The sequence below is a fragment of the Streptomyces macrolidinus genome (genome assembly GCF_023887685.1).
Taxonomy (GTDB): Bacteria; Actinomycetota; Actinomycetes; order Streptomycetales; family Streptomycetaceae; genus Streptomyces; species Streptomyces macrolidinus.
This window is the reverse complement of record NZ_JAMWMR010000019.1, coordinates 65,845-90,257: the sequence shown is the minus strand read 5'-3', so window position 1 is coordinate 90,257 and position 24,413 is coordinate 65,845. Positions and strand designations below refer to the sequence as shown.

The following is a 24,413-nucleotide window of genomic DNA, read 5'->3' as shown; positions in this document are numbered from 1 at the left end:
TGGCTCGATTCTCCCGTATGCGGGCGGCGAGCCGGACCACGGGGCCCGTCCGGAACGTGTCAGTCCCGTTTGCAGATGCGGTCCAGGAGGTTCGCGGTGGCCTGCTGGATGCGGGAGTCCACATGGCCGGGGCGGTCCAGCGCGGGGGACCAGGCGAACGTTCCGGAGGCGAAGACCAGCGCGCCGGAGGGGGCCCGGTACAGGGAGGTCTCCTGGTGGCGCAGGGCGCCCTCGCTGTCCCGGTACGGGGAGTGGGAGAGCAGGATGCGGTTCAGATGCTCGGGCAGCCGGGCGCGCGGGAAGTAGCGGTCGGCCTCCCCGGCGACCATTCCCGGCAGCTCGTCGCGCTCATGAGCGCCGGTCGACTCCCACAGCCAGTGGTCGGCGTTGCGGACGACGAGGGGGTGGGGTTCGGGCACCCGGCCCGCGTACTGGATGCCGATCGTCTCCTGCTCGGGACGGTCGATCTCCCGCCACAGCGCGGGCTTTCCGGGGCCGCGGCGCTTGCGGCAGGTGAGGAGGCGGTCGGGGACGCCCGATGGGGAGGGGCCCAACTCGACCTGCCAGTACATGGTGTTGGCGGAGAGGAAGACGAGCGAGGTGCCGTGTTCGCGGGCGAGGTCCACGGTGCGGCGCATCGGTGTGGACCAGTACTCGTCGTGGCCCGGGAAGACCAGGCCCCGGTAGCGGGTGGGGTCGACCCGGCCCGCGTGCAGATCGCGGGCGTCGGCGTAGGCGAGGTCGTAGCCGTACCGCTCGGCCCAGCGGATGAAGTCGTAGGCGTGGCCGACGTGGAGGGGCAGGCCCGCTCCGGCGTAGGGGCGGTCGAAGGAGACCGTGGTCGCGGCCTCGGCCTCGCCTAGCAACCGGCCGTCGGCGTCCCAGGCGTGATAGAGGCTGGCGCCCGTGTGGCCGTCCTCCGGGTAGAGGTTGTACGCCTGCCAGGTGACGTCGGGAAGCAGCAGGAGCAGGTCGGCCGGGCGGGTGTCGCGGACCGTGAAGGGGACATGGGAGCGGTAGCCGTCGGCGGTGGTGAGGACGGCGACATACGCGCCGACGCTCCAGTACGACGGGATCGGCAGCCGCCAGGAGAGCCACCAGTGGTGGCAGGAGACCGTGCGGTCGGCGGTGAGCGGGGCCGGCTGGACGATGCCGGGGAGACGGGGGCTGGTGGTGATCTTGAAGGCGCCGTCGCCGCCGTAGTGCCCGATCCGGTAGACGTCGACGCTGAACTCCTGCGGCGGGTCGACCGTGATGTGGAAGTCGATGGCCTCGCCGGGGGCCACCGCGCCCGCGGACGTGAAGCCCTTGATCTGGCGGTGGACGTCGTCGGCCGAGCGAGGGCTGCTCGTGCGCGGGGCCGGGATGCGCGCCCCGTTGGCCTGGGACGGGAGGGGGGGCGGGGCCGGATCCACGTACCAGGGGACCACATGGCCCGTGTCGTCGAAGTACGTCTCACTGCCCCGCAGCCAAGGAACCGGCCCCTGGCCGAAGGGGTCCGTCACCGCGTGCGCGAGGGCACCCGACTCCCAACGGCGAATGTGCTCCGAGCCCATACGATGTCCCCTCCCTCGTCCCCCGTGAGCCTTCTAGGCTCTTGCCTTGCGCCCGATAGCTTGTGGCCGGCGCCCGATCGGTCCCAGCACATCACATTACGCACGCACTCCGTCACCGTTCGTCGCTAATTGACGTGACCGGAATGGGAAGTTCCGGCCAGTGGTGAGGGCTGCGGCCGTGCTGTGTGGAGGGCTTGCGCAGAGGGGACGGGTCCTGTGGCGGTCGGTCGCGACGGCGGACAGGTCGGCCGAAGGTCAGACGGTCAGGCCAACCGGAGCGGTTTCTCCGGTCGTATGCCCAGTCCGACGAGCCAGGAGCGCAGCGGAGCCGGGTCGCCCTCCTCGACCAGGCTGAGGACCCGGGACGCCAGGTCGGCCGTGCGCTCGCCCCGGACCAGGAGGGACGGTCCGTCCAGCCAGTCGAGGCCCGGCACCGCCCCCGCAGTGTCCATCGCGGCGCAGCACACCATCGCGGTGACATGGTCGACGAGCAGTTCGCGGCCCGTGCTGGGCGGCTGGAGCGGGAACAGCGGGAGTATCCCGTCGTCCCACGGCGTGCGATCCGGCGCGGCCGACTGTCCGGCGTCCGCGCCGTCGGGTATCGCCGCCTCCTCCCGCGCCACCTCGGCACTGAGCCCGGCGAGGAGGGCAGCGGTACGCGCATCGGCGAGAAGACTCTCGTCATCGGGGGCGAACAGGACCGCGGGGGCGCCGTCGAAGTCACCCGCCGCATCGCCGCCGCGGTCCGGGGCGCCGGGGGCACCTTCGGGGTCGGGGGCCGTCGCAGGGCGGCGGCGGGCCCGGTCCGTGAAAGCGTCGCCGTTCGGGACGTGCGCGTCCCCCTCGCCGCCGACCGGCGCAGGGTCACGGTGGGCCCCGTCCGAGGAAGCGCCACCGTTCCGGGCGTGGACGTCGTCGCCGCCGACCGGGGTGTCCGGCACACCGTCAGCGCCGTCAGCCTTCGCAGGGCCACGGTGAACCTCGCCCGTGGAGGCACCACCGTTCGGGACGTGCACGTTGCCCTCGCCGCCGACCGGGCCGTCGGGCGCACCTTCGGGGCCAGGGGCCGTCGCAGGGCCACGGTGAACCTCGCCCGTGGAGGCACCACCGTTCGGGACGTGCACGTTGCCCTCGCCGCCGACCGGGCCGTCGGGCGCACCTTCGGGGCCAGGGGCCGTCGCAGGGTCACGGCGGGCCGCGCCCTCGGAAGCCTCACCGTTCCGGGCGCGCACGTCGCCGTCGCCGCCGACCGGGGTGTCCGGCACACCGTCAGCGCCGTCAGCCTTCGCAGGGCCTCGGTGGACCTCGTCCGTGGAGGCACCACCGTTCGGGACATGTACGTCGCCGGGGGTGCCTTCGCCGGGCTGCAGGTCATCCGTCCCCCCTCCGGTACTCGCGGCTCGTAGATCGTCCGTCCCTCGTCCGCCCTCCGGCGCGCCGCCCGCGCGGGCGCGTATGCCGCTGGACGGGCCGTCGTCTCCGGACCCGTCCTTCTCGCCCGGCGTCTCCGCAGTCTCGGGTATCACCGCACCGCCGGAAGCCCGTTCGGCGCGCTGCACCTGCCCGTTCCGCTCGATCCGCCTGACCGGTTCACTTCTCCCGGGCCGCTTGGCCTGTCCGGACGGCTCGGCCCGCTCCGCGCCGCCCGCGCGGGCGATGCCCCGTGCTCCCGCGGCCTCGCCGCCGTCCGCCCGGACCGTCAGGTACTCCAGCACCCGGTCCAGGGTCGGCTCGTCCGCGTCGGGTGCGGTCGTGTCCGTGGTGTGGTGGACGCCCAGGGTGTCCAGGACGCGCTGGAGGCGGGCCGCGTCCGTGCGCCATTTGCGGTCGACGACCTCGTCCGGATAGGCCTGCCAGTCCACCGGGGCCCAGTCCGGGCCGGGCCGGGCCGGACCTCCGTGGAAGAGCCGGGCCGCGAGCAGCGACGCGGCCTCGTCCACGATGCCGGGCTCTTCCAGCAGATCGCAGGCCGGCCGCTCGCCCAGGCGGGAGGTGAAGCTCTCGGCCAGCCGGTCCCGGCGCGAGAGTTCCGTGAGCGCGGCGACCACACCCGCGTCCAGGCGCGACGGCCAGCGCCCCATCCGCCAGGCCGGCAGCGCTACCCGGGTCAGCAGCCGGTCCCAGCCCGCGTACGCCAGCCCGACCTGCTCCTGGGCGACGATCCGCAGACCGTAGTCGACCGTCTGCGCGCGCACGGCCGCTGCCGCCGCCACACCACGCTCCATCTCCGCGGCATGCCCGCGGCAGCTTCGCAGCATCAGGCGGACCACCCAGCCGACGCCGGTCAGCACCGTACGGGTCAGGGGGCCGCGGCCGGGCGTCGACGTCACGGCCACGGCCGCGTCCAGCCCCCGTACGAAGCGGCGCGCCGCCGCTATGTCAGGGTGCGCAGACGGGCCCGTACCGGCGACGACCGGGGCGAGGACCGCGCGCAGCTCGCCCACCCGCATCCACCACAGGAACGGCGAGCCGATGACGAGCACGGGCGCGGCGCGATGCTGCCGGGACCCCGACAGGCCGCGTATCCCCCAGGTCCCCGCCGTCTCGCGCGCGGACGCGGAGGCGGGCTTGCCGTGGGCGGGGTGGGTGCGGTCCTCCAGCCAACTGTCGCAGTCCGGGGTGAGCGCTATCGCGGACGGGGCAGGGACGTCGAGGCGGTCCGCCAGATCGCGCACCATGCGGTACAGATCCGGGGCCGACTCCTCGGCGATCGGGACCGTCGGGCTCATGGCCGGGCGGGCGCGGGAGACGACGAGGGCGACACCCGTGGCGGAGAGCAGGACGACCACGGCGACGCCGGTCGTGATCCAGCGCGCGGTCGTCCAGTGCCCCCCGCTGAGGTGGCCGGTGGCGCCACCGGCGAGCAGCACGACGGCGACCGCCGCGGGCAGCAGGGCGGCGGCCAGCGCCCGGCCGCGGACCCGCAGCACGGCAAGGGCCCGTGACCGCGCGGCCTGCGCGCCCATCTCCACACTCATCCCGGTCACGACCGAACGGCACCCCCTCTGTCCCACCTCTGCCCGGCGCGACAGACGCCGTGACGCTCTCCGTCACGGAAGTCGCCGCCGGATGCCCGTGCGTTGCTCACTCCCCCACTGTGGCACCCGTCACTGACATCGCAATGCCGGTGGGCCAAGTGCCGGAACGCTTGCGCGGCACCCTAGTTGGGGCCCCGGCCGTCGTCAGCCGGATGGGCCATCGGTCACTCGATGGAATGGCTCTGGGGAAAGGTGGATGACCCAGGGCGAGGATCTCCCCCATGCTTGCCCCCTCATCGCACGCCTCGTCGCACATTTCGCCGCAGGACGGACACGCGCGCGGGCCCCGCATCCTGCGACGGATACGGGGCCCTTGGATGTCTGTGCCGTCTCCGGACCGTCTCCGGCCGGGCGCGCGGTGCGGCTTGGGCGCGGCCAGGCGCTGGTGCCGAGTCAGGCCCTGGATGTCCCTAGATGTCGGCCGTCGCCGCCTTTGCCGCGATGTCCGTACGGTGCTGGGAGCCGTCGAGCCCGATACGGCCCACGGCCGTGTACGCCCGGCGGCGGGCCTCGGCCAGGTCCGTGCCGGTCGCGGTGACCGACAGCACGCGTCCGCCCGCGCTCACCACCGCGTCGCCCTCGCGCCGGGTGCCCGCGTGCAGGACGTACGCGAACGGGGCGTCCTGGTCCGCCACCTCGTCGAGTCCGGTGATCGGGTCGCCGGTACGCGGGGTGCCGGGGTAGTTGTGCGAGGCCACGACCACGGTGACCGCCGCGTCGTCGCTCCAGCGCAGGGGTTCGAGGTCGGCGAGGCTGCCGTCGGCGGCGGCCAGCAGCAGACCGCCGAGCGGGGTCTTCAGACGGGCGAGGACGACCTGGGTCTCGGGGTCGCCGAAACGGGCGTTGAACTCGATGACGCGTACCCCGCGCGAGGTGATCGCAAGACCCGCGTACAGCAGCCCGGAGAACGGGGTGCCCCGGCGGCGCATCTCGTCGACCGTGGGCTGGAGGACGGTCTCCAGGACCTCCTCGACCAGCTTCGGGTCGGCCCATGGCAGCGGCGAGTAGGCACCCATGCCGCCGGTGTTCGGCCCCTCGTCGCCGTCCAGGGCGCGCTTGAAGTCCTGGGCGGGCTGGAGGGGGAGCACCGTGGTGCCGTCGGTGACGGCGAACAGGGACACCTCGGGTCCGTCGAGGAACTCCTCGATGACGACGCGCTCGCAGCCGGCCGCATGGGCCTTCGCGGCCTCCAGATCGGTGGTGACGACGACGCCCTTGCCCGCGGCGAGGCCGTCGTCCTTCACGACATAGGGGGCGCCGAAGGCGTCGAGCGCCTCCTCTACCTGGCGTGCGTCCGTGCAGACGTACGAACGCGCGGTGGGGACGCCCGCCGCCGCCATCACGTCCTTGGCGAAGGCCTTGGAGCCCTCCAGTTGCGCGGCCTCCTGGGAGGGGCCGAAGACGGGGATGCCGATGGCGCGTACGGCGTCGGCGACACCCGCGACGAGCGGCGCCTCCGGGCCCACGACGACCAGGTCGACGCCGAGGTCCGTGGCCAGCGCGGCGACGGCCTTTCCGTCGAGGGCGTCGACCTGATGCAGCCGGGCCACCTCGGCGATACCGGCGTTGCCGGGGGCGCAGTGCAGCGCGGTGACGTCGGGGTCGAGGGAGAGACAACGACACAGGGCGTGCTCGCGGGCACCGCTACCGATGACAAGGACCTTCACGGGGGTCAGCCTAACGGGCGGAGTCGCGCGGCCTTGTGGGGGCCACCGAAGCGGAGCCGGGCACGGACTTGTGGGTTCATCCCAAAGAGGCCCGAAGAGTGCCCTTGCTCCGCGCCTCTTCGCGCCTCTTCGCGGCCTACTCGCTCGTGAACTCCTCCACGACCGTCGCCCCCAGCTCCCGGACGATCAGTTCGCGACCCGAGAGGGCCGACTCGTCGAGGTCGGGGTCGTCCTCCTCCGGCATGTCGTCCTCGGGGGCGACCACGCGACGCTCGGCGGCGGCCGGAGCGGGCGCCGTGGGCGCCGCCGGGGACGGTGAGGATGCCGTCGATGCGTCGGGGCGCGCCGCCGGGGCGGCGGCCTGCTGGGGTGCGGGGCGCGGCGCGGCAGATGCGCCGCCACCGCCGTATCCACCGCCGCCTCCGCTTCCACCGGAGTGGAAGCCGCCGCCGGACCCGGAGCCCGTGGCGGCGGGCGGGGCCGAGCCGCCGGACGGGTCGACGATCGCCTCGACCTTCCACTGCACATGGAACTGCTCGGCCAGCGCCTGCCGCAGCACGTCCTCGCTGCCGCTGCTCGCGAAGTTGTCCCGCGCGCCCGCGTTCACGAAGCCGAGTTGCAGCGTCGTCCCGTCGAAGCCCGCCACCTGGGCGTTCTGGCTCAGCAGGATCCAGGTGAAGCGGCGGCGGTTCTTGACGGCCTCCAGGATGTTCGGCCAGAGCACACGGGGGTCGAGCCCGCCGGGCGCCGACGCGGTAGCAGGGGCGGAGGCGGCGGGTGCCGGAGAGGCCGCGGGTGCCGGGGCGGCAACGGCGGGTGCGGCCGTAGCCCGCCCCGCGCCCGCGGAGGCGGCCGTGGGCCACCCGCCGGGCTTCCGGCCGCCACCCGCGGCGGCAGCGGTCGGCCAGGCACCGGGAGGAGTCGCCGTGGGGGCGGCGGGAGCGGCTGCGGGAGCGGCCTGCGGCTGCGGAGCCGCAGGGACGGCGGGCGCCGGGGCGGCAGCAGGAGCGGTCTTTGCCGGGGGCGGCGAAACGGGCGCCGCCCCGCTCTCGTACCCGCCCGGAGCGGGCGTCCCACCGGCACGCACCGCGGCACGAGCCGCCGCGGCACCACCACCGGGCGGCACGGCCGCGCCGCTCGCCCCGCCGTGCGCCTCGGGCCCCGGCACGTAGCCCATGGCAGGGCTCGCACCGCCACCCGAGAAGTCGACACCGCGCTCCAGCCGGTCCAGCCGGGCCATGACGGAGCGCTCGTCGCCGTACGCGGCGGGCAGCAGCACGCGCGCGCAGATCAGCTCGAGCTGCAGCCGGGGCGAGGTGGCCCCGCGCATCTCCGTGAGCCCCTCGTTGACGAGATCGGCGGCACGGCTCAGCTCGGCCGGGCCGAAGACGCCCGCCTGGGCCTGCATCCGCTCCAGTACGTCGGCCGGGGCGTCGATGAGCCCCTTCTCCACGGCGTCGGGCACGGCGGCCAGGATCACCAGGTCCCGCAGCCGCTCCAGCAGGTCGGCGACGAACCGCCGCGGGTCGTTGCCCCCCTCGATGACCCGGTCCACGACATCGAAGGCGGCGGCCCCGTCACCGGACGCGAAGGCCTCGACGACGGAGTCGAGCAGCGAGCCGTCCGTGTACCCGAGCAGCGAGGTGGCCATGGCGTACGTCACGCCGTCGGTGCTCGCGCCGGCCAGCAACTGGTCCATGACGGACATCGAGTCACGGACGGACCCCGCGCCCGCGCGCACGACGAGCGGCAGCACCCCGTCCTCGACCGGGATGCCTTCCTTCCCGCACACCTCGGAGAGGTAGTCCCGAAGGGTCCCCGGCGGCACGAGACGGAAGGGGTAGTGGTGCGTACGCGACCGGATGGTCCCGATGACCTTCTCGGGCTCGGTGGTGGCGAAGATGAACTTGAGGTGCTCCGGCGGTTCCTCGACGACCTTGAGCAGTGCGTTGAAACCGGCCGACGTGACCATGTGGGCCTCGTCGATGATGTAGATCTTGTACCTGCTGCTCGCGGGCCCGAAGAACGCCTTCTCTCGCAGGTCACGGGCGTCGTCGACACCGCCGTGCGACGCGGCGTCGATCTCGATGACATCGATGGAGCCCGGCCCGTTCCTGGCCAGGTCCCGGCAGGACTGGCACTCGCCGCAAGGCGTCGGCGTCGGCCCCTGCTCGCAGTTCAGACAGCGGGCCAGGATCCGCGCGCTGGTCGTCTTGCCGCAGCCGCGCGGACCGCTGAACAGGTACGCGTGATTGACCCGGTTGTTCCGCAGCGCCTGCTGCAACGGGTCAGTGACATGCTCCTGCCCGATGACCTCGGCGAACGACTCCGGGCGATAGCGGCGGTACAACGCGAGAGACGACACGCATACGAGGTTATAGGCGCCCACCGACAACATGCCCAGCCCAAGGCCGCGGCCCCCGCACCACCAGGCCCGGACCAGACCCGGAACGCACAAGACCCCCCACGCACCCGCCAGAGCCGACCTACCCTTGCTGCCTTCCGGCCCTGGGGGAGTTCAGTCAGATAGCGCCGCGTGAGGGGCTGTGCCCAAGCCTACCCGATCGCCGGAGCCCGAACGAGTTCGCTAGCACTCTTCAACGTCATGTAATGTTTGCGGCGGAGGATTCGCCTAGAGGCCTAGGGCGCACGCTTGGAAAGCGTGTTGGGGGCAACCCCTCACGAGTTCGAATCTCGTATCCTCCGCCAGCTCAGAGGGCCGGGTCACGAATGTGGCTCGGCCCTCTGGTGTATGCCCACAGGGCTTGTGAGTCACAGGTCAGGTGACTGCTTACACCATGGCCATGGGCCGACACGTTGTGCAACCCGGCGGGACGGCCCGCGCGTCAGCCGGGTGGACCACCCGAAGTGGCGGTGCGCGCAGGCGCGATCCCAGCATGGGTCATGGCCGACACACCGAGCGGTTCCCCCTGGGGGCCGGAGTACGACGACCGTCACGTCCATGGCGCGCGGGACGCGCACGCGCCCAGGCCCTTCCGCGGCGACATGGAGCCGCCCTTCGAGGGGTTCCTGCACTCCCTCTCCCGCGCCGCCTGGCAGGTCGTCCTGCTCACCGGCGTCGCTTCCCTGGTCCTGGGGATCGTGCTCCTGGTCTGGCCGGGTCCCTCCCTGCTCGTCGCCGGGATCCTGTTCGGCATCTACCTCATCATCAGCGGCGTGCTCCAACTGGCTGCCGCCTTCGGCACGCACCGGACGACCTCGCTGCGCGTCCTGGCCTTCATCAGCGGTGCCCTCTCGATCCTGCTGGGCCTGTTCTGCTTCCGGGGGCGGTTGGAGTCGATCCTGCTGCTCGCGTTGTGGATCGGCATCGGCTGGCTGATCCGCGGGATCACCCACACCCTGGCCGCCGTCCATGACCCCGCCGTGCCCGCGCGCGGCTGGCAGGCCTTCCTCGGTGTCATCACCTTCCTCGCGGGGATCGTGCTGATCACCTCGCCGTTCACCTCGATCGTCGTGCTCACCTTCGTCGCCGGCTGGTGGCTGGTCGTGGTCGGCCTCGTCGAGATCGTCACGGCGATCCGGCTCCACGGCCACACACAGCGGATCCCACGCACGGTGTGACCACGCACACCGCGTCAACTTCACGCCGCACAGATAGCCCGTGAGGGCAGTTCTTGCTCCGACACGCCGAACGGTGCGTGCATGGCGGGCACATGACCTCCCGTGAGCCCCGCCCCGCAGTACCCACGCCGCACCGCACAGCGGCATGCCTGGCTGCGGGTGCTTCTGGTGCTCGGCGCGCTGCTGTTCGCGGCGGGCGCGCCCGCGGAGGCGGCAGGGGGCGAGCGCATCGCTCCGTCCACGACCCAGACGTGCGACGCGGAGCACGACGTACTGACCACGCTGCGGCCCGCGAGCCTTCCGGGTCACCGCACCCTCGCGCCGCTGCGACCGATGCCGCGCCCCCACGCCTGGCCGTCCGCGCCGGACCCCCTTCTCCCCGCCCCCGTGAGCCCGCCGTACTCCGGCACGCTGTACGCCCTGCGCACCGTCGTCCTCCTGTGCTGACAGGTCCGGTCCCGCCGCCGTCCCCCGACTCAGCACTCAGCAACGCGAGGACACCGACATGCCCAGCGACCCGTACGCGGTCCTGCTCGCCCTGCTGCGAGCCGAGGCCGCGCGCAGTGCCAAGCCCCGGCCACACCCCGAGCCCCTGCCCGAACCCGAGCCCCTGGAAGACGCCCTCCCGGCCGACAAGGACCGCGAGTAGCGCGGAGCGCACGGCGGCTGTCCGCATCTGGCAGCCGCCCCGCCTCGCCCCGGGGCCAAACGGGTGATCTTACGGATCCACACGTGTGCGCGGCCCCGCCTGCTCGCCCGCCCGCACACGCGAACGCGATGCGCCGAACCGCCTCTTCGCGGGTGGCGGGCACTTCCGCGCCTCGGGGCAAGGCCCGGCCGACACGGTCCCGCCGCTCCCCGTCCCGGACAACCGCTCCCGCAACAGCTCCCGCTTTGCCCCCGTTTACCGCCTCTTTTCCGGCGTCGCACTCCGCCGCCATGGCTGCGCCCGGAAGGTCTTGGCCGGTAGGCTTTCCGTGTGATCTTCAAGCGCATCGGAAACGGCCGGCCGTACCCCGACCACGGCCGGGAAAGCACCCGGCAGTGGGCGGACGTCGCGCCGCGCCCGGTCCGCCTCGATCAGCTCGTGACGACCAAGCAGCAGCTTGATCTGGAGACCCTGCTCGCCGAGGACTCGACGTTCTACGGCGACCTCTTCGCGCATGTCGTGAAGTGGCAGGGCGACCTGTATCTGGAGGACGGCCTCCACCGCGCGGTCCGCGCGGCGCTCCAGCAGCGGCAGGTCCTGCACGCACGGGTGCTCGAACTCGACTGACCCGCGTACCCGGTGGACCCGGCGCGGACCCGCCCCCTGGGGCCCTTTGACCCTTTCGGGTTGGACTGAGGGGCAGTCAATGATCATCTAGTAGGCATTGCCGTCCGGGCGCACTACGCTGCGCCCATGAGCATGCTGACTCCCCCTGGCATGGGCGGCAACTACCGGATCACGGGGGACAAGTACCCGCGGATGCGCCGCCCTCGGCGCCGCGGCAGGCTCGTGATCGCGATCGTCGCGTCCGTGGCCGCGCTCAGTCTGGTCGGCTGGGGAACGCTCCAGCTCATCGATGTCTTCACGGGCGGCAGCACGGCGACGGCGTCCAGTGCGAAGGCGGACTGCCCGACGGCGAGCGCATCGCCCACGGCCGCCGCCAAGGCGCTGCCGGCACCCGCTCAGATCACCGTCAACGTCCTCAACGCCACGCCCCGCACGGGCCTGGCCAAGCAGGCCGCGGACGAGCTGAAGAAGCGCGGCTTCCGCATCGGTGACGTGGGGAACGCGACGAAGGAGTACGACAAGAAGATCGCGGGCGTCGGCGTGCTGCTCGGCCCCAAGGCGTCCCTCGACACCTCGCTGCCGGTCCTCGGCACGCAGCTCGCGCACGCGGAGCGCCGTACGGACACCCGCAAGGACGCCACGGTCGACCTGATCCTGGGCGACGAGTTCACCTCGCTCACGGGCAAGGCGGACGCGGACAAGGCGCTGGCGGCGCTGACGGCACCGGCGCCGTCCACGGCCAAGGGCGACAAGAAGACCGGCTGTTGAGGCCGTCCCGCATGCCCTGAGGGCGGAGGTGCGGTCGTCGGTACGCAGGAACACACCCCGCGGTACGCAGGAACCACACCCCGCCCCGAACGGCGACTTACTCCGCCGCTCCGTACAGCCGGTCGCCCGCGTCTCCGAGCCCCGGCACGATGTAGCCGTTCTCGTCGAGGCGCTCGTCCACCGCGGCCGTCACGACGGTGACCGGCGTCCCCGCCAGTTCGCGCTCCATGATCTTGACGCCCTCCGGGGCTGCCAGCAGGACCACCGCGGTCACGTCGTCGGCGCCGCGCCTGATCAGCTCCCGGATCGCCGCGACGAGCGTGCCGCCGGTCGCGAGCATCGGGTCCAGGACGTACACCTGGCGACCCGAGAGATCCTCCGGCATACGCGTCGCGTACGTGGAGGCCTCGAGCGTCGCCTCGTTGCGGATCATGCCCAGGAAGCCCACCTCGGCGGTCGGCAGCAACCGGACCATGCCGTCGAGCATGCCGAGGCCGGCGCGCAGGATCGGTACGACCAGCGGGCGCGGGTGGGAGAGCTTGACGCCGGTGGTCCTCGCGACCGGGGTCGCGATGTCGACCTGCTCGGTACGCACGTCCCGCGTGGCCTCGTAGGCGAGCAGGGTGACGAGCTCGTCGGCGAGCCGACGGAAGGTCGCGGAATCGGTGCGCTGGTCGCGCAAGGTGGTGAGCTTGTGGGCGACCAGGGGGTGGTCGACGACGTGGAGACGCATGCCCCCACAGTAGCCGGGGGCCTCGCACGCCCACCGAGCCGCATGGGTCAGCGCACCACCCCGCCCCAAAACCGGTTCGTCCTGATCCGCCCCCTCGCTGGCTTCCCACCCCCCATCGGAGGGAAAGTGAGAGGGATGCAATGGAGTGGTGTGCCAAGGCCCGACCGCGACTCCCCCGAGGAGCGCGAAGCACCGGAGACGGATGCCGAGCGCATGCGGCGCCGCGCCCGGTTCCTGCGGGAACTCGCGGAGGCGCGGGAGCTGCGCGACCGCGTCCGGCCCCGCCGGGCCAAGGCCGCGCGCCTGCGTCGCGCCCTGCGGATGCGCACCTTCCGCTGGTAGCGACGCGGCCGTCCGGGGTGGTCGTACGACCACACGGCCCCGGTCCGCGTACGATCCGCTCGTGGCGGCACCGAGTGCGCTGGTGAGTGAACTGCCTTGAACGGAGTATCCGCGGTCGAAACGGCAGACACAGCGAGCCGAAGACATCCCTGGAGCGCCTTGTTTCTGCCACGATTCCGGGTGGGTGGGGCTCGGAGAAGCACTCCCCGCCCGTAACCTCCGCCGGGGGGACCCCCAACCGGCACGCCTATGACCAGTGGGAGAGTCACGGTGTACTTCGCCGCACTGCTCGCGCGCACCGAAGACGGGTGGGAAGCGAGCGACACAGAGCTCGATGATGTGGAGACCCTGTCGGACCTCACCGACCTGGCCCGCGAGGCCTCGGTCGACGAGGACACGGTGCTCGTGCTCATCGAGCAGGAGGACACATGGTTCGGCCTCGTCCGCGTGGACGGCGAGGACGACCCCCGTATCTACGTTTCGGACGCCGCAGCCGCGGCCCGCAGCTCGTACGGCGAGATCCTGCTCACGGACGAACTGCTCGGAAGGGAGCCCGGAGACGACGACACCGACCTGGACTCCCTCGACCTCGACGGTACGGAGGACGGTGAGCCCGACACCGCCGACGACGAGGACGGCGACGGCACGGACACCGCCGTACCGCACGCCCCCCTGGGGGACAGCGAGATCCTCGACGACCTCGGCTTCGACGAGCCGCGACTGCGCCTCCTCGGCGCCCAGGACGCCCTCACCGCGATCGCCGACGCCCTCGGGGCCTCGGACGTCCTGGAGACCGTCCGTTAGGTGCGCCAGGTGACCGAGGGGAGCGAGGGAAGTCCGTCCGCCGATCCGGTGCGCGATCCGTGGCGGGCCGCGATGCGGCTCGCCCTGGACGAGGCCGGCCGGGCCACCGCGGGCGGTGATGTGCCGGTCGGCGCCGTCCTGCTCGGCACGGACGGCTCGGTGCTCGCCACCGGGCACAACGAGCGCGAGGCGACGGGCGATCCGACGGCCCACGCGGAGATCCTCGCGCTCCGCCGGGCCGCAGCGGCGCTCGGCGAGTGGCGGCTGTCCGGCTGCACGCTCGTCGTCACCCTGGAGCCGTGCACGATGTGCGCCGGGGCGCTCCAGCAGTCCCGGGTGGACCGGGTGGTCTACGGCGCCCGCGACGAGAAGGCGGGCGCCGCCGGATCGCTGTGGGACCTGGTGCGCGACCGGCGTCTCAACCACCGCCCGGAGGTGATCGAAGGGGTGCTCGCCGACGAGTGCGCCCGGCTCCTCACGGACTTCTTCCGGACCCGCTGAGGCCTCGCCCCGGATGATCTTCGGAAACTGATTTCAGGGCATGGCCCACCTTGGGGTAGGGTCTCCCTCGGTAGCGTGTCCGAGCGGCCGAAGGAGCTCGCCTCGAAAGCGAGTGTGGCGCAAGTCACCGAGGGTTCAAATCCCTCCGCTACCGCTGAAGAAGGGCCCCGTCTCAGGACGGGGCCCTTCGTGCGTGCGCAGTGGTGTGTGGCGTGCGTGCCCGCGCCTGGCGCGAATGTGATGTGGGGACGGGGATGCGTGAGGGTTCTTGCCACTCGCGTACGACGCGGCACCGCTGGGGAGAACACGGGCGCCGTCGGGGAGAACGCGGGCGCCGTCGGGGAGAACGCGGGCGCCGTCGAGGAGCACGCGGCACCGCTGGGGAGGCGGTCGCGGGGGAACAGACCGCCTCCCCCATTGAGGAGGGACCCCAAGTCCGCGCCACGCCTTGGGCAAGCCTGCGGCGCGGACCCCGCAGTGGGGTCCCGTCCTCGGGCCCCCCGGCTCCTGCCAGATCCGGTGGACAGACCCATCCTGCCGCCCGTACTCGCCGCACCGGGCGGACGAACGGCCCCGTCCGTTGGGCCATTGGTCCCTGACGCCCACGGCGGAACGGACCTCGTGAGGACATAGTGCATACGTGATCTTTTGCGAGTCCCCGAACACCTGGGCGGGTTACACTCGCCGCCGGCGAACCGGGCCCCGCGGGGCGTAACAGACGGGGGAGGCCGCCGGTGGCGGTACAGGGAAAGAAGATCGCGCTGTATGTGATCGTCGTCTTCGTGCTCTACGTGGTCATCACCGACCCCGCCAAGGCCGCCGACTACGTGCAGATAGGGTTCGAGGGCATTTCGAGCGCCGCCAAGGCCGTCGGCCACTTCATGACATGGGTCGCCGACGGAGCCCACTGAGCCTGAGCCCAGCGAGGCTCTCGCGACCGGGCGGCCGTCGTCACACCCCCTGGGAGCGCCCGTGATCCGCCACCTGGTCCTCTTCAAGCTCAACGAGGGCGTCGAGCGCGACGACCCACGCGTCGTGGAGGGCGCCCGCGCCTTCCAGGCCCTCGGCGGCCGGATCGACGAGCTGCGCTTCTGGGAGTGCGGCTGGAACATCAGCGACCGGCCCATCGCGTACGACTTCGCGATCAACTCCGCGGTCGACGACGCGGAGGCGCTCGTGCGCTACCTCGAGCACCCCGAGCACCAGGCGGGCGTCGCTCTGTGGCGTGAGTTCGCCACATGGGTGATCGCGGATTACGAAGTCTGAGCGACACCACGCAGGCATTCGGGGCGACACCGCTCCAGGAGCCCCTCACCGGGACGGTGGGGGGCTCCCCTATGTCATGGACCCCATGGCCGCAGGCCCCAACTCTCCCTCAACACGGGGCTATGCGGTACTTGCACACCGCGTCCATCTCTTGTGATGCTATGACCGCTTTTGACATGAATTGACGGATGTGTGGACGGATGAAGAGGTGGCGTTGACTGTGTCGGCCCGTAGTGCGCCGCCCCAGGACGAGGCTCCGGCCCCGACCCCCGACGGGCCCCAGGCCTCCGCCACGGCTGCCACCCGGCCCCAGGCATCCGCTCCGGCCGCCGCCTCACAGGACGCTCCCTCGGAAGCCTCCCCGCATGCTCCTTCGAGCGCCTCGCCGGACACCCCTTCCGACGCCTCCCCGGACGATCCTCAGGACGACGCACAGCAGGAGCCCCCCAAGCGCCGCGGCGCCGACACCCGCGCCCTCACCCAGGTGCTCTTCACCCAGCTCAAGGAGTTGGAGCCGGGCACGCCGGAGCACTGCCGCGTCCGCGGGGCGCTCATCGAGGCCAACCTCCCGCTCGTGCGCTACGCCGCCGCCCGCTTTCGCTCTCGCAACGAGCCCATGGAAGACGTCGTCCAGGTCGGCACGATCGGGCTGATCAACGCCATCGACCGCTTCGACCCCGACCGGGGCGTGCAGTTCCCGACCTTCGCGATGCCGACCGTCGTCGGTGAGATCAAGCGCTACTTCCGCGACAATGTCCGTACCGTCCATGTCCCGCGCCGGCTGCACGAGCTGTGGGTGCAGGTCAACAGCGCCACCGAGGACCTGACCACCGCGCACGGACGCTCCCCCACCACTGCCGAGATCGCCGAGCGGCTGCGCATCACCGAGGAGGAGGTGCTGTCCTGCATCGAGGCGGGCCGCTCGTACCACGCGACCTCGCTGGAGGCGGCCCAGGAGGGCGACGGGCTGCCGGGCCTGCTCGACCGGCTCGGCTACGAGGATCCCGCGCTCGACGGCGTCGAGCACCGCGACCTCGTACGGCATCTGCTCGTCCAACTGCCCGAGCGGGAACAGCGGATCCTGCTGCTGCGCTACTACAACAACCTGACGCAGTCGCAGATCAGTGCCGAGCTGGGCGTCTCCCAGATGCATGTGTCAAGGCTCCTCGCCCGAAGCTTCGCGCGGCTGCGATCCGCAAACAGGATCGACGCATAACTCACGCGAGCGAATCACCCGCGGGGGCTCTTCTCGACAGTTCTCCTCTGAAACACCCTCAGACCCCGTTTAACCAGGGCGTATTCAACTCTTGTGTGTCGACATGTCACTACAGCGTGTTGCCGACATGTGACATCCTTCCGGAAGCGCGTTTGCCGCAGCCTCCCGGCCGGTATTCAGGTGGAGGCTGCGTTCCTCCGACGGGAGCGTCCGCCGCGACCGTCCCGCGACCCAAAGGGGGTGGCATGTCCGCAGACCAGGGCAGCTCGAAGGTGCTCACGCTCATGCAGAGCGACTCGGCCACCGACGTACTTCCGGACCTTCAGGCCCCTCAGGACCTCCCGAGTGCCGAGACACCTCCGGCCTCCGAGGCCCCGGCCCTTGCGTCCTCCGAAGCCATCGACACCCGCACCCTGTCCCGCTCCCTCTTCCTGCGGCTCGCCGCACTCGACGAGAACAGCCCGGAGCGTGCCTATGTCCGGGACACGCTCATCGAGTTGAACCTCCCGCTCGTGCGGTACGCGGCGGCCCGCTTCCGCAGCCGCAACGAGCCGATGGAGGACATCGTCCAGGTCGGCACGATCGGGCTGATCAAGGCGATCGACCGCTTCGACTGCGAACGTGGCGTGGAATTCCCGACGTTCGCGATGCCGACGGTCGTCGGTGAGATCAAGCGGTTCTTCCGGGACACCTCGTGGTCGGTCCGGGTGCCGCGCCGTCTCCAGGAGTTGCGCCTGGCCCTCACCAAGGCCAGCGACGAGCTGTCCCAGAAGCTGGACCGCTCGCCGACGGTCACCGAACTCGCCTCTGTGCTGGGCGTATCGGAAGAGGACGTGGTCGACGGCCTCGCGGTCGGCAACGCCTACACGGCGTCCTCGCTGGACTCCCCGACCCCCGAGGACGACGGCAGCGAGGGTTCGCTCGCGGACCGGCTCGGGTACGAGGACAGCGCGCTGGAGGGCGTGGAGTACCGCGAGTCGCTCAAGCCGCTGATGGCCAAACTCCCGCCCCGTGAGCGGCAGATCATCATGCTGCGCTTCTTCGCCAACATGACGCAGTCCCAGATCGGCGAGGAGGTCGGCATCTCGCAGATGCACGTCTCCCGGCTGCTGACCCGTACGTTGGCGCAGTTGCGGGAAGGGCTCATCTCCGACTGAGCGGCCCTGGTGGCCTCAAGTGGCCTGCGGGGACTCGTGGTTGGCCCGGGTCCCCTTCCGGTGGGGCGGCGCGTCGACGTGCGGCGCGCACACCGAGGCGCGGGACGTGCCGTGCCCGTCCCGTGGACATGAGGCCTCGCCCCGCCCGCGTCCTGTCCGTGCGAGCCGGGCGACGCCCTTCTTGCTTCGTCCTACTTCAGCGCGAGCCAGGCGACCGCGGCGACGATCACCACCGTGGCCAGGACACCGACGATCAGCCCGATGCGGGGGCCGGACGAAGCCTGCTGCTGCTGTGCGGCCTGCGGGGCCTCGTCGACAAAGGCACGGAACATCTGGGTGTTGCCCGCGGGGTCGTAGTTGCCCTGGGGTCCCTGGGTGTTAGCCATGGCCCGAGACCCTAGCGAATCTGCGGGAACTGCCCAAGTGCGGGCCCCTCGTCGGAGCGCGAGCGCGGTGCGTTCACCGGCCGGACAGCCACCGCCGGGCGCACTTCAGCGCGGGTGACCTTGCCCTCGAACGCCGGACCGACCGCCGCTATCCCCTCTCACCCGCGTTCACCTGCGGGTTTACGTTCGCCAACACTTGCCTTTGCCAAGCTTTTAGCTCAGCACCCCCCATTTCATTTGCCTACGGCAACCAACCATCCTTATGGTTGCCCCAAGCAACGAACATGGAGGGGTGCGATGGCCGGCCGGGCGCAGTACGAGGAGCTGGCACGTCAGCTCAGCGCCATCGGAGCCGTGAAGAGGGGCCTCGGACGGATACTGCCGCCCGACTGCCCCGGAGGCTCGGCCGCCGTCCTGACCCTGCTCGGCCGCCATGGCGACATGCGCATGACCAAGCTGGCCGAGCTGCTCGCCGTCGACATGTCGGTCACCAGTCGCCACGTCGCGCATATCGCGGACCGCGGCTGGATCGAGCGCTCCCACGACCCGGCGGACAAGCGCTCCCGCATCCTGCATCTGACGGACGCCGGCCAGGAACAGCTCGACGAGCTGTTCCGGCGCAGCTGCGAACTGCTCGCCGACCGGCTGAGCGACTGGAGCGACGACGACGTCGCCCTCCTCACCGACCTCATGGGAAGGCTGCGGCAGAGCTTCGGCGACTGTCGCTCCACGCCGCGGCTCGCGCCGGGCGCACCCGCGACGGACCCCGTTGCCTGATCAGACCACCCGTACACCTGCACAACGAACACAAATAAAGGAAGCCCATGGCAACGACCACACCAGACGGTGTGCGGGCCCACGCCAAGGACGGGGGAGGCTCCCCTGACGGCGCTCCGATGACTCACCGGCAGATCATGGAGGCCCTCTCCGGGCTGCTGCTCGGCATGTTCGTGGCGATCCTGTCGTCCACGATCGTCTCCAACGCTCTGCCGCAGATCATCAGTGACCTCGGCGGCGGCCAGTCGGCCTATACCTGGGTCGTCACCGCCTCGCTGCTGGCCATGACCGCGACCACCCCGCTGTGGGGCAAGCTCGCGGACCTGTACAGCAAGAAGGCACTGGTCCAGATAGCCCTGAGCATCTACGTTCTCGGCTCGATGGCCGCGGGTCTGTCACAGAACCCCGGCACGCTCATCGCCTGCCGTGTCGTCCAGGGCATCGGCGTCGGCGGTCTGTCGGCGCTGGCCCAGATCGTCATGGCCGCGATGATCTCGCCGCGTGAGCGTGGCCGGTACTCCGGCTACCTCGGCGCCACCTTCGCCGTCGCCACCGTCGGTGGCCCGCTGCTCGGCGGTGTCATCACCGACACCTCGTGGCTCGGCTGGCGCTGGTGCTTCTACGTCGGTGTGCCGTTCGCGGTCATCGCCCTGATCGTGCTCCAGAAGACCCTGCGCCTGCCCGTGGTGAAGCGGGACGTGAAGGTCGACTGGGCCGGCGCGTTCTTCATCTCCGCCGCGGTCAGCCTGCTGCTGGTCTGGGTCACCTTCGCCGGTGACAAGTACGACTGGCTGTCGTGGCAGACGTACACCATGGTGGCCGGCTCGGTCGTCCTCGGCGCGATCTTCGTCTTCATCGAGTCCAAGGCCAGCGAGCCGATCATCCCGCTGCGCCTGTTCCGCAACCGCACGATCACGCTGTCGTCGCTCGCCTCGCTCTTCGTGGGTGTCGCGATGTTCGCCGGCACGGTCTTCTTCGCCCAGTACTTCCAGTTGGCGCGGGACAAGTCCCCGACGATGTCGGGTGTGCTGACGATCCCGATGATCGGCGGCCTGTTCGTCTCCTCCACCGTCTCCGGCCAGATCATCACCCGGACCGGCAAGTGGAAGGCCTGGCTGGTCAGCGGTGGTGTGCTGGTGACGGCCGGTCTCGGTCTGCTGAGCACCATCCGCTACGACACGGCCTACTGGAAGGTCGCGGTCTTCATGGCGCTGCTGGGTCTCGGCATCGGCATGATGATGCAGAACCTGGTGCTGTGCACGCAGAACCAGGTGGAGGCCGAGGACCTGGGTTCGGCCAGCTCGACGGTCACGTTCTTCCGCTCCCTCGGCGGTGCGGTGGGTGTCTCCGCGCTGGGCGCGGTCATGGTCCACAGGATCACGGACTACGTCAAGGACGGCCTCACCGACCTCGGCCCCAAGTACGCACAGCTCGCCTCGAGTTCCAGCGGCAACAGCTCGATCCCGGACATGGACAAGCTGCCCGCGCCGCTGCGCACGGTCATGGAGAGCGCGTACGGCCACGGCATCGCGGATGTCTTCCTGATCGCAGCGGGCATGGCGTTCCTCGCCTTCCTGATCACCCTGTTCATCAAGGAGGTCCCGCTGCGGACCGCCAGCGCGCAGACGCAGGCCGCCTCGTCCGAGGACACGGTGCAGGACGCACCGAAGGCCGCTGCCGAGGCTGCCGCCCCTGCCGAGGAGAAGGCCACGAGCTGAGCCTCCGCCGTGCCGTCGGCTTCGCCCGGACAGGGTGCCGCGGACGGAACTCAGCAGCCCTACGGGGGCGTTCCCGGTCCGCGGCCTTGTCCGCGGACCGGGAACGCCCCCGTTCCGCACCCCGCCGTCACGCTGATCTCCCTCGGGGGACGGCAGTTGGGCCGCGCGGTCGCCCAGGCCGACGGTTCCTACGCGGTGGACGCGCCGGGCGCGGGCTCGTACGTCCTGATCGCCTCCGCCGACGGCTTCCAGCCACAGGCCTCGACGATCGTCGTGCACGAGGAGCCGGTGTCGTACGACATCCTGCTCAGCGGCACCAGCGGGCTGAGCGGGGTCGTCCGGGCCTCCGGGACCACGCGGCCCGTCAAGGACGCGATGGTGATCGTCACCGATGTGCGCGGCGACCTGCTGGCCACCGGGACCACCGGTGAGGAGGGCGACTTCTCCTTCACCGAGCTGGTGCCGGGTGCGGTCACGGTCGCGGTGAACGCCGCCGGCTTCCGTCCGCGGGCGCTGCCCGTCGAGGTGGGCGGCACCGGGGTCACCCGGATCGAGGTCGACCTCGACGCCGGTGCCCAGGTCCAGGGCGTCGTACGGTCCCCGCACGGTCCTCTCACGGACGCCCGCGTGACGCTGGTGGACGCGGCGGGCAACGTGGTCGGCACGGCCATGACCGGCGCGGACGGGGCGTACGCCTTCACCGACCTGGACAGCGGTGAGTACACCGTCATCGCGACGGACTACCCGCCGGTGGCCACCGCGCTGACCCTGTCCGGACAGGGCGTCGACGACCACGACATCGAACTGGCCCACCCGGGCGAGGAGAGGTTCCCCGGCTCGTGGGGGCGCGCTGCGAACAAGGCGCGCCCCCACGAGCCGGATTCTTTTGTCCGTTCCGCACGGATATTTCAAGAACTCAGAGCACGAACTCAGGGAGACCACACGATGGCACTGACCGCACGGATCCGTACCCGGGACGGATGGGCCGTGTCGCACGCGGTCGTCACCGTGACCGACATGACCGGCCGGCAGGTGCTGCGCGCCGAGGCCGACGGGGACGGGACCGTACGGGACACGACCGCGCTGGACCCCGGTGCCTACACCGTGATCGTGACCGCGGTCGGGTACGCGCCCGCGGCTGCCAGTGCGATCGTCACGGCGAGCGGACGCGCCGAGATCGGTACGGTCACGCTCGCCCGGCAGGGCGGCACCGAGCTGCCGCCGCCCGGTCCGTGGACCGTCGACCCGGCGCACTCCTCGGTCGGCGCGGTCGCACAGCATCTGGGGATCTCCAGCGTGCACGGCCGGTTCACGGACTTCTCCGCACGCATCGAGATCGCGCCGGACGAGGTGGAGAAGTCCCGGGTCGAAGCCGTCATCCGCGCCGCGTCCATCGACACGGGCAACGGTATGCGCGACACCCATCTGCGGTCGGCGGACTTCCTGGACGTCGAGCAGTACCCGGAGATCACCTACCGCTCGACCGGTCTGACCGCGGCGGGCTCGGACCGCTGGACGGTACACGGCGAGCTGACCCTGCACGGCGTCGTACGCCCCGTCGATCTGGACCTCGCCTACCTCGGCACCGGCTCCGACCCCTGGGGCGGCACCCGCGCCGCCTTCCGCGCGACGGCGGAACTGCGCCGTGAGGACTTCGCGATGAACTACAACCAGGTGGTCCAGGCGGGCATCGCCGCGATCGGCACGACGCTGAAGGTGGAGCTGGACATCCAGGCGGTGCAGGGCGAGTCGCTGCCGCAGGCGTAGCGCCCCCCGCTCGGCGGTCACTCCGCGCGGGCCCGTCCGCGCGGGCCCGTTCTCCGCCTAGGCTGCGCCTCATGGCACCGAACATCGCGACCAACACCGCCGTGACGCTGGACGAGTTGCTCGACTTCGTACGGCCCCGCCACCGCGCCGTCCTGCTGACCCGACGGGCCGACGGGAGCCCCCAGGGTTCCCCGCTGACCTGCGGGGTCGACGATTCGGGACGGATCGTGGTCTCCACCTACCCGGAGCGCGCCAAGACCCGCAACGCCAAGCGGGACGAGCGGGTCAGCCTGATCGTGCTCAGCGACGAGTGGAACGGGCCGTGGGTCCAGGTCGACGGCACGGCCGAGGTCATCGACACACCGGACTCCGTCGAGCCGCTCGTCGAGTACTACCGCACCATCGCGGGTGAGCACCCGGACTGGGACGAGTACCGGCAGGCCATGGTCAGGCAGGGCAAGTCCATCATCCGGGTGACCCCGGTGCGGTGGGGGCCGGTGGCGACAGGCGGGTTCCCGGCCCGTCTGGTGGCCTCGGAGGACTGAACAGGAAGGGGCACGCGGCTCCCCGAAGGCGCCGGAGGACGCCGCGCCGCCGCTCACGATTGCGCGGGCTTGATCATGTAGCCGGCGCCGCGCCGGGTGTGGATCATCGGCTCACGGCCCGCGTCGATCTTCCGCCGCAGGTAGGAGATGTACAGCTCGACGACATTGGCCCGCCCGCCGAAGTCGTACGACCATACGCGGTCCAGGATCTGCGCCTTGCTGAGCACGCGCCGCGGGTTGCGCATCAGGAAGCGGAGCAGTTCGAACTCGGTGGCGGTGAGGTGGATGTCCTCACCGCCCCGCGTCACCTCGTGGCTGTCCTCGTCGAGGGCGAGGTCCCCGACGACCAGCACGGAGCCGGAGCGGCGGTCGGCGGCACCGGAGCGCCGGATCAGACCGCGCAGCCGGGCCACGACCTCTTCCACACTGAACGGCTTGGTGACGTAGTCGTCGCCCCCGGCGGTCAGGCCCGCGACCCGGTCCTCGACGGCGTCCTTGGCGGTGAGGAAGAGCACGGGGACCTGCGGCAGTTCGCGCCGCAGCCGCCCCAGGACGGTCAGGCCGTCCGTGTCCGGGAGCATCATGTCGAGGACCACCACGTCGGGCCGGAACTCGCGCGCGGCCTGCACAGCGCCCTGTCCGTCACTCGCGCTGCGGATCCGCCAGCCCTCGTATCGCAGGGCCATCGACAGCAGTTCGGCGATCGACAGTTCGTCGTCCACCACCAGCACACGGACGGGGCTCCCGTCCGACCGGAGCAGTTCGGGGCGCATCTGAGGCGAGGTCGTGGTCATGGTGGACACCTTCTCGGCGCCCTCTGAGAGCTCTCTTTCCGCCACCTGTGTTTTCCCTGAGAAACAGACCCGTGCCTCTCAGGCAACAGCGGGGCCGCACCGCGGCGTTCACGTGGTGGCGTCGCCCTCGGCCTCGAACGCGTAGCTACGCTCGACCTTGGCGACATGCACCGTGTACCTCTCGTACCAGTGCTCACGGCCGTGCTTCTGGGCCGCGCGATGCCGCGAATCGCTCCGCCATGCCTCGATGGCCGCGAGGTCCCGGAAGTACCCGACGGTCAGGGACAGTCCGCCCGGCGTCCGGGCGTGGTCCGTCCCGAGATACCCGGGGACCTCCTTGACCAGCTCGTCCATCAGCTCGTTGGTCTCCTCGTATCCGTCGTGGTCGTCGGTCCGTACGGATGTGAAGACGACGGCGTAGTACGGGGGTTCGCAGGCGCCGAAGGGGGCCGAGGCCGGTAGGGCGGAGTGAACGGGCGCGGGAGGCGCGGCGGGAACGTCAGGCACGCTGCAGTGATCA

At 71.3% G+C, this 24,413-nt stretch carries 22 protein-coding genes, 2 tRNA genes, 1 other RNA gene and 2 pseudogenes; 18 read left to right on the top strand and 9 right to left on the bottom strand.

Going from position 1 to position 24,413, the window contains the following annotated elements:
* Nucleotides 1-59: 59 nt before the first annotated feature.
* The 5 genes from NGF19_RS20695 to ffs all read right to left on the bottom strand — a co-directional run bounded on the left by NGF19_RS20695 (nt 60) and on the right by ffs (nt 8,810).
* On the bottom strand, nt 60-1,556 hold the full coding sequence (locus NGF19_RS20695; protein WP_252426549.1) for a N,N-dimethylformamidase beta subunit family domain-containing protein: 1,497 nt from the start codon (nt 1,554-1,556) through the stop codon (nt 60-62).
* 263 nt (nt 1,557-1,819) lie between these two features.
* Nucleotides 1,820-4,534 (bottom strand): hypothetical protein, encoded by a 2,715-nt coding sequence (locus NGF19_RS20690; protein ID WP_252426594.1) that lies wholly within the window; start codon nt 4,532-4,534, stop codon nt 1,820-1,822.
* Between the two features lie 470 nt (nt 4,535-5,004).
* Nucleotides 5,005-6,261, bottom strand: coding sequence for a phosphoribosylamine--glycine ligase (gene purD, locus NGF19_RS20685; RefSeq protein ID WP_252426548.1), 1,257 nt, complete (start codon nt 6,259-6,261; stop codon nt 5,005-5,007).
* Nucleotides 6,262-6,397: 136 nt separating this feature from the next.
* Nucleotides 6,398-8,626 (bottom strand): DNA polymerase III subunit gamma and tau, encoded by a 2,229-nt coding sequence (locus tag NGF19_RS20680; protein ID WP_252426547.1) that lies wholly within the window; start codon nt 8,624-8,626, stop codon nt 6,398-6,400.
* Between the two features lie 87 nt (nt 8,627-8,713).
* An RNA gene (ffs, locus tag NGF19_RS20675) (signal recognition particle sRNA small type) lies at nt 8,714-8,810 on the bottom strand.
* 72 nt (nt 8,811-8,882) lie between these two features.
* On the opposite strand from ffs, the gene NGF19_RS20670 reads away from it, so the two are divergent.
* The 6 genes from NGF19_RS20670 (at nt 8,883) to NGF19_RS20645 (ending at nt 11,887) form a co-directional block, all read left to right on the top strand.
* A tRNA-Ser gene (locus tag NGF19_RS20670) sits at nt 8,883-8,970 on the top strand.
* Between the two features lie 195 nt (nt 8,971-9,165).
* Nucleotides 9,166-9,843, top strand: a complete 678-nt coding sequence (locus NGF19_RS20665) for an HdeD family acid-resistance protein (RefSeq protein WP_252426546.1) — start codon at nt 9,166-9,168, stop codon at nt 9,841-9,843.
* A gap of 102 nt (nt 9,844-9,945) precedes the next feature.
* Nucleotides 9,946-10,290, top strand: coding sequence for a hypothetical protein (locus tag NGF19_RS20660; protein WP_252426545.1), 345 nt, complete (start codon nt 9,946-9,948; stop codon nt 10,288-10,290).
* 58 nt (nt 10,291-10,348) lie between these two features.
* A complete protein-coding gene (locus NGF19_RS20655; protein WP_252426544.1) occupies nt 10,349-10,492 on the top strand; it encodes a hypothetical protein in 144 nt (47 codons plus the stop codon).
* Nucleotides 10,493-10,822: 330 nt separating this feature from the next.
* A complete protein-coding gene (locus tag NGF19_RS20650; protein WP_004943146.1) occupies nt 10,823-11,119 on the top strand; it encodes a type II toxin-antitoxin system VapB family antitoxin in 297 nt (98 codons plus the stop codon).
* A gap of 126 nt (nt 11,120-11,245) precedes the next feature.
* Complete coding sequence (locus NGF19_RS20645; protein ID WP_252426543.1) at nt 11,246-11,887, top strand: LytR C-terminal domain-containing protein; 642 nt, start codon at nt 11,246-11,248, stop codon at nt 11,885-11,887.
* Between the two features lie 97 nt (nt 11,888-11,984).
* Here the strand turns inward: NGF19_RS20645 and upp are convergent, their stop codons facing one another.
* Nucleotides 11,985-12,620 (bottom strand): uracil phosphoribosyltransferase, encoded by a 636-nt coding sequence (gene upp / locus NGF19_RS20640; RefSeq protein ID WP_252426542.1) that lies wholly within the window; start codon nt 12,618-12,620, stop codon nt 11,985-11,987.
* 135 nt (nt 12,621-12,755) lie between these two features.
* Here upp and NGF19_RS20635 point away from each other — a divergent pair, with 135 nt between their 5' ends.
* The 8 genes from NGF19_RS20635 to NGF19_RS20600 all read left to right on the top strand — a co-directional run bounded on the left by NGF19_RS20635 (nt 12,756) and on the right by NGF19_RS20600 (nt 17,906).
* The gene (locus tag NGF19_RS20635; RefSeq protein ID WP_372505705.1) at nt 12,756-12,962 is read left to right on the top strand and encodes a hypothetical protein; all 207 of its coding nucleotides are present in this window, start codon (nt 12,756-12,758) and stop codon (nt 12,960-12,962) included.
* 270 nt (nt 12,963-13,232) lie between these two features.
* The gene (locus tag NGF19_RS20630; protein ID WP_252426593.1) at nt 13,233-13,766 is read left to right on the top strand and encodes a tRNA adenosine deaminase-associated protein; all 534 of its coding nucleotides are present in this window, start codon (nt 13,233-13,235) and stop codon (nt 13,764-13,766) included.
* Nucleotides 13,767-13,838: 72 nt separating this feature from the next.
* A complete protein-coding gene (tadA, locus tag NGF19_RS20625; protein WP_252426592.1) occupies nt 13,839-14,267 on the top strand; it encodes a tRNA adenosine(34) deaminase TadA in 429 nt (142 codons plus the stop codon).
* A gap of 69 nt (nt 14,268-14,336) precedes the next feature.
* A tRNA-Ser gene (locus tag NGF19_RS20620) sits at nt 14,337-14,421 on the top strand.
* Nucleotides 14,422-15,001: 580 nt separating this feature from the next.
* Nucleotides 15,002-15,178, top strand: a complete 177-nt coding sequence (locus tag NGF19_RS20615; protein ID WP_252426540.1) for a hypothetical protein — start codon at nt 15,002-15,004, stop codon at nt 15,176-15,178.
* A gap of 61 nt (nt 15,179-15,239) precedes the next feature.
* The gene (locus NGF19_RS20610; protein ID WP_252426539.1) at nt 15,240-15,533 is read left to right on the top strand and encodes a Dabb family protein; all 294 of its coding nucleotides are present in this window, start codon (nt 15,240-15,242) and stop codon (nt 15,531-15,533) included.
* A gap of 220 nt (nt 15,534-15,753) precedes the next feature.
* Nucleotides 15,754-16,749 carry an RNA polymerase sigma factor SigF gene (locus tag NGF19_RS20605; protein ID WP_252426538.1) on the top strand — a complete coding sequence of 332 codons (996 nt, stop codon included), beginning with the start codon at nt 15,754-15,756 and terminating at the stop codon, nt 16,747-16,749.
* 245 nt (nt 16,750-16,994) lie between these two features.
* On the top strand, nt 16,995-17,906 hold the full coding sequence (locus tag NGF19_RS20600; RefSeq protein WP_252426536.1) for an RNA polymerase sigma factor SigF: 912 nt from the start codon (nt 16,995-16,997) through the stop codon (nt 17,904-17,906).
* Between the two features lie 191 nt (nt 17,907-18,097).
* Here NGF19_RS20600 and NGF19_RS20595 read toward each other — a convergent pair whose 3' ends face one another.
* Complete coding sequence (locus tag NGF19_RS20595) at nt 18,098-18,292, bottom strand: hypothetical protein (protein ID WP_252426535.1); 195 nt, start codon at nt 18,290-18,292, stop codon at nt 18,098-18,100.
* 297 nt (nt 18,293-18,589) lie between these two features.
* On the opposite strand from NGF19_RS20595, the pseudogene NGF19_RS20590 reads away from it, so the two are divergent.
* The 4 genes and pseudogenes from NGF19_RS20590 to NGF19_RS20575 all read left to right on the top strand — a co-directional run.
* Nucleotides 18,590-19,091 (top strand): annotated as a pseudogene (locus tag NGF19_RS20590) (MarR family winged helix-turn-helix transcriptional regulator); the annotation flags it as partial.
* Between the two features lie 97 nt (nt 19,092-19,188).
* Nucleotides 19,189-21,609: pseudogene (locus tag NGF19_RS20585) on the top strand (MFS transporter); the annotation flags it as partial.
* Between the two features lie 123 nt (nt 21,610-21,732).
* Entirely contained in the window at nt 21,733-22,554 is an 822-nt protein-coding gene (locus tag NGF19_RS20580) for a YceI family protein (RefSeq protein WP_252426591.1), read from the top strand.
* 71 nt (nt 22,555-22,625) lie between these two features.
* Nucleotides 22,626-23,099, top strand: a complete 474-nt coding sequence (locus tag NGF19_RS20575) for a PPOX class F420-dependent oxidoreductase (protein ID WP_252426533.1) — start codon at nt 22,626-22,628, stop codon at nt 23,097-23,099.
* Nucleotides 23,100-23,152: 53 nt separating this feature from the next.
* On the opposite strand, the gene NGF19_RS20570 is transcribed toward NGF19_RS20575, so the two are convergent.
* A complete protein-coding gene (locus tag NGF19_RS20570) occupies nt 23,153-23,893 on the bottom strand; it encodes a response regulator transcription factor (RefSeq protein WP_289735886.1) in 741 nt (246 codons plus the stop codon).
* A 108-nt stretch (nt 23,894-24,001) separates the two neighbouring features.
* Entirely contained in the window at nt 24,002-24,400 is a 399-nt protein-coding gene (locus NGF19_RS20565; protein WP_252426532.1) for an antibiotic biosynthesis monooxygenase family protein, read from the bottom strand.
* Nucleotides 24,401-24,413 lie beyond the last annotated feature (13 nt).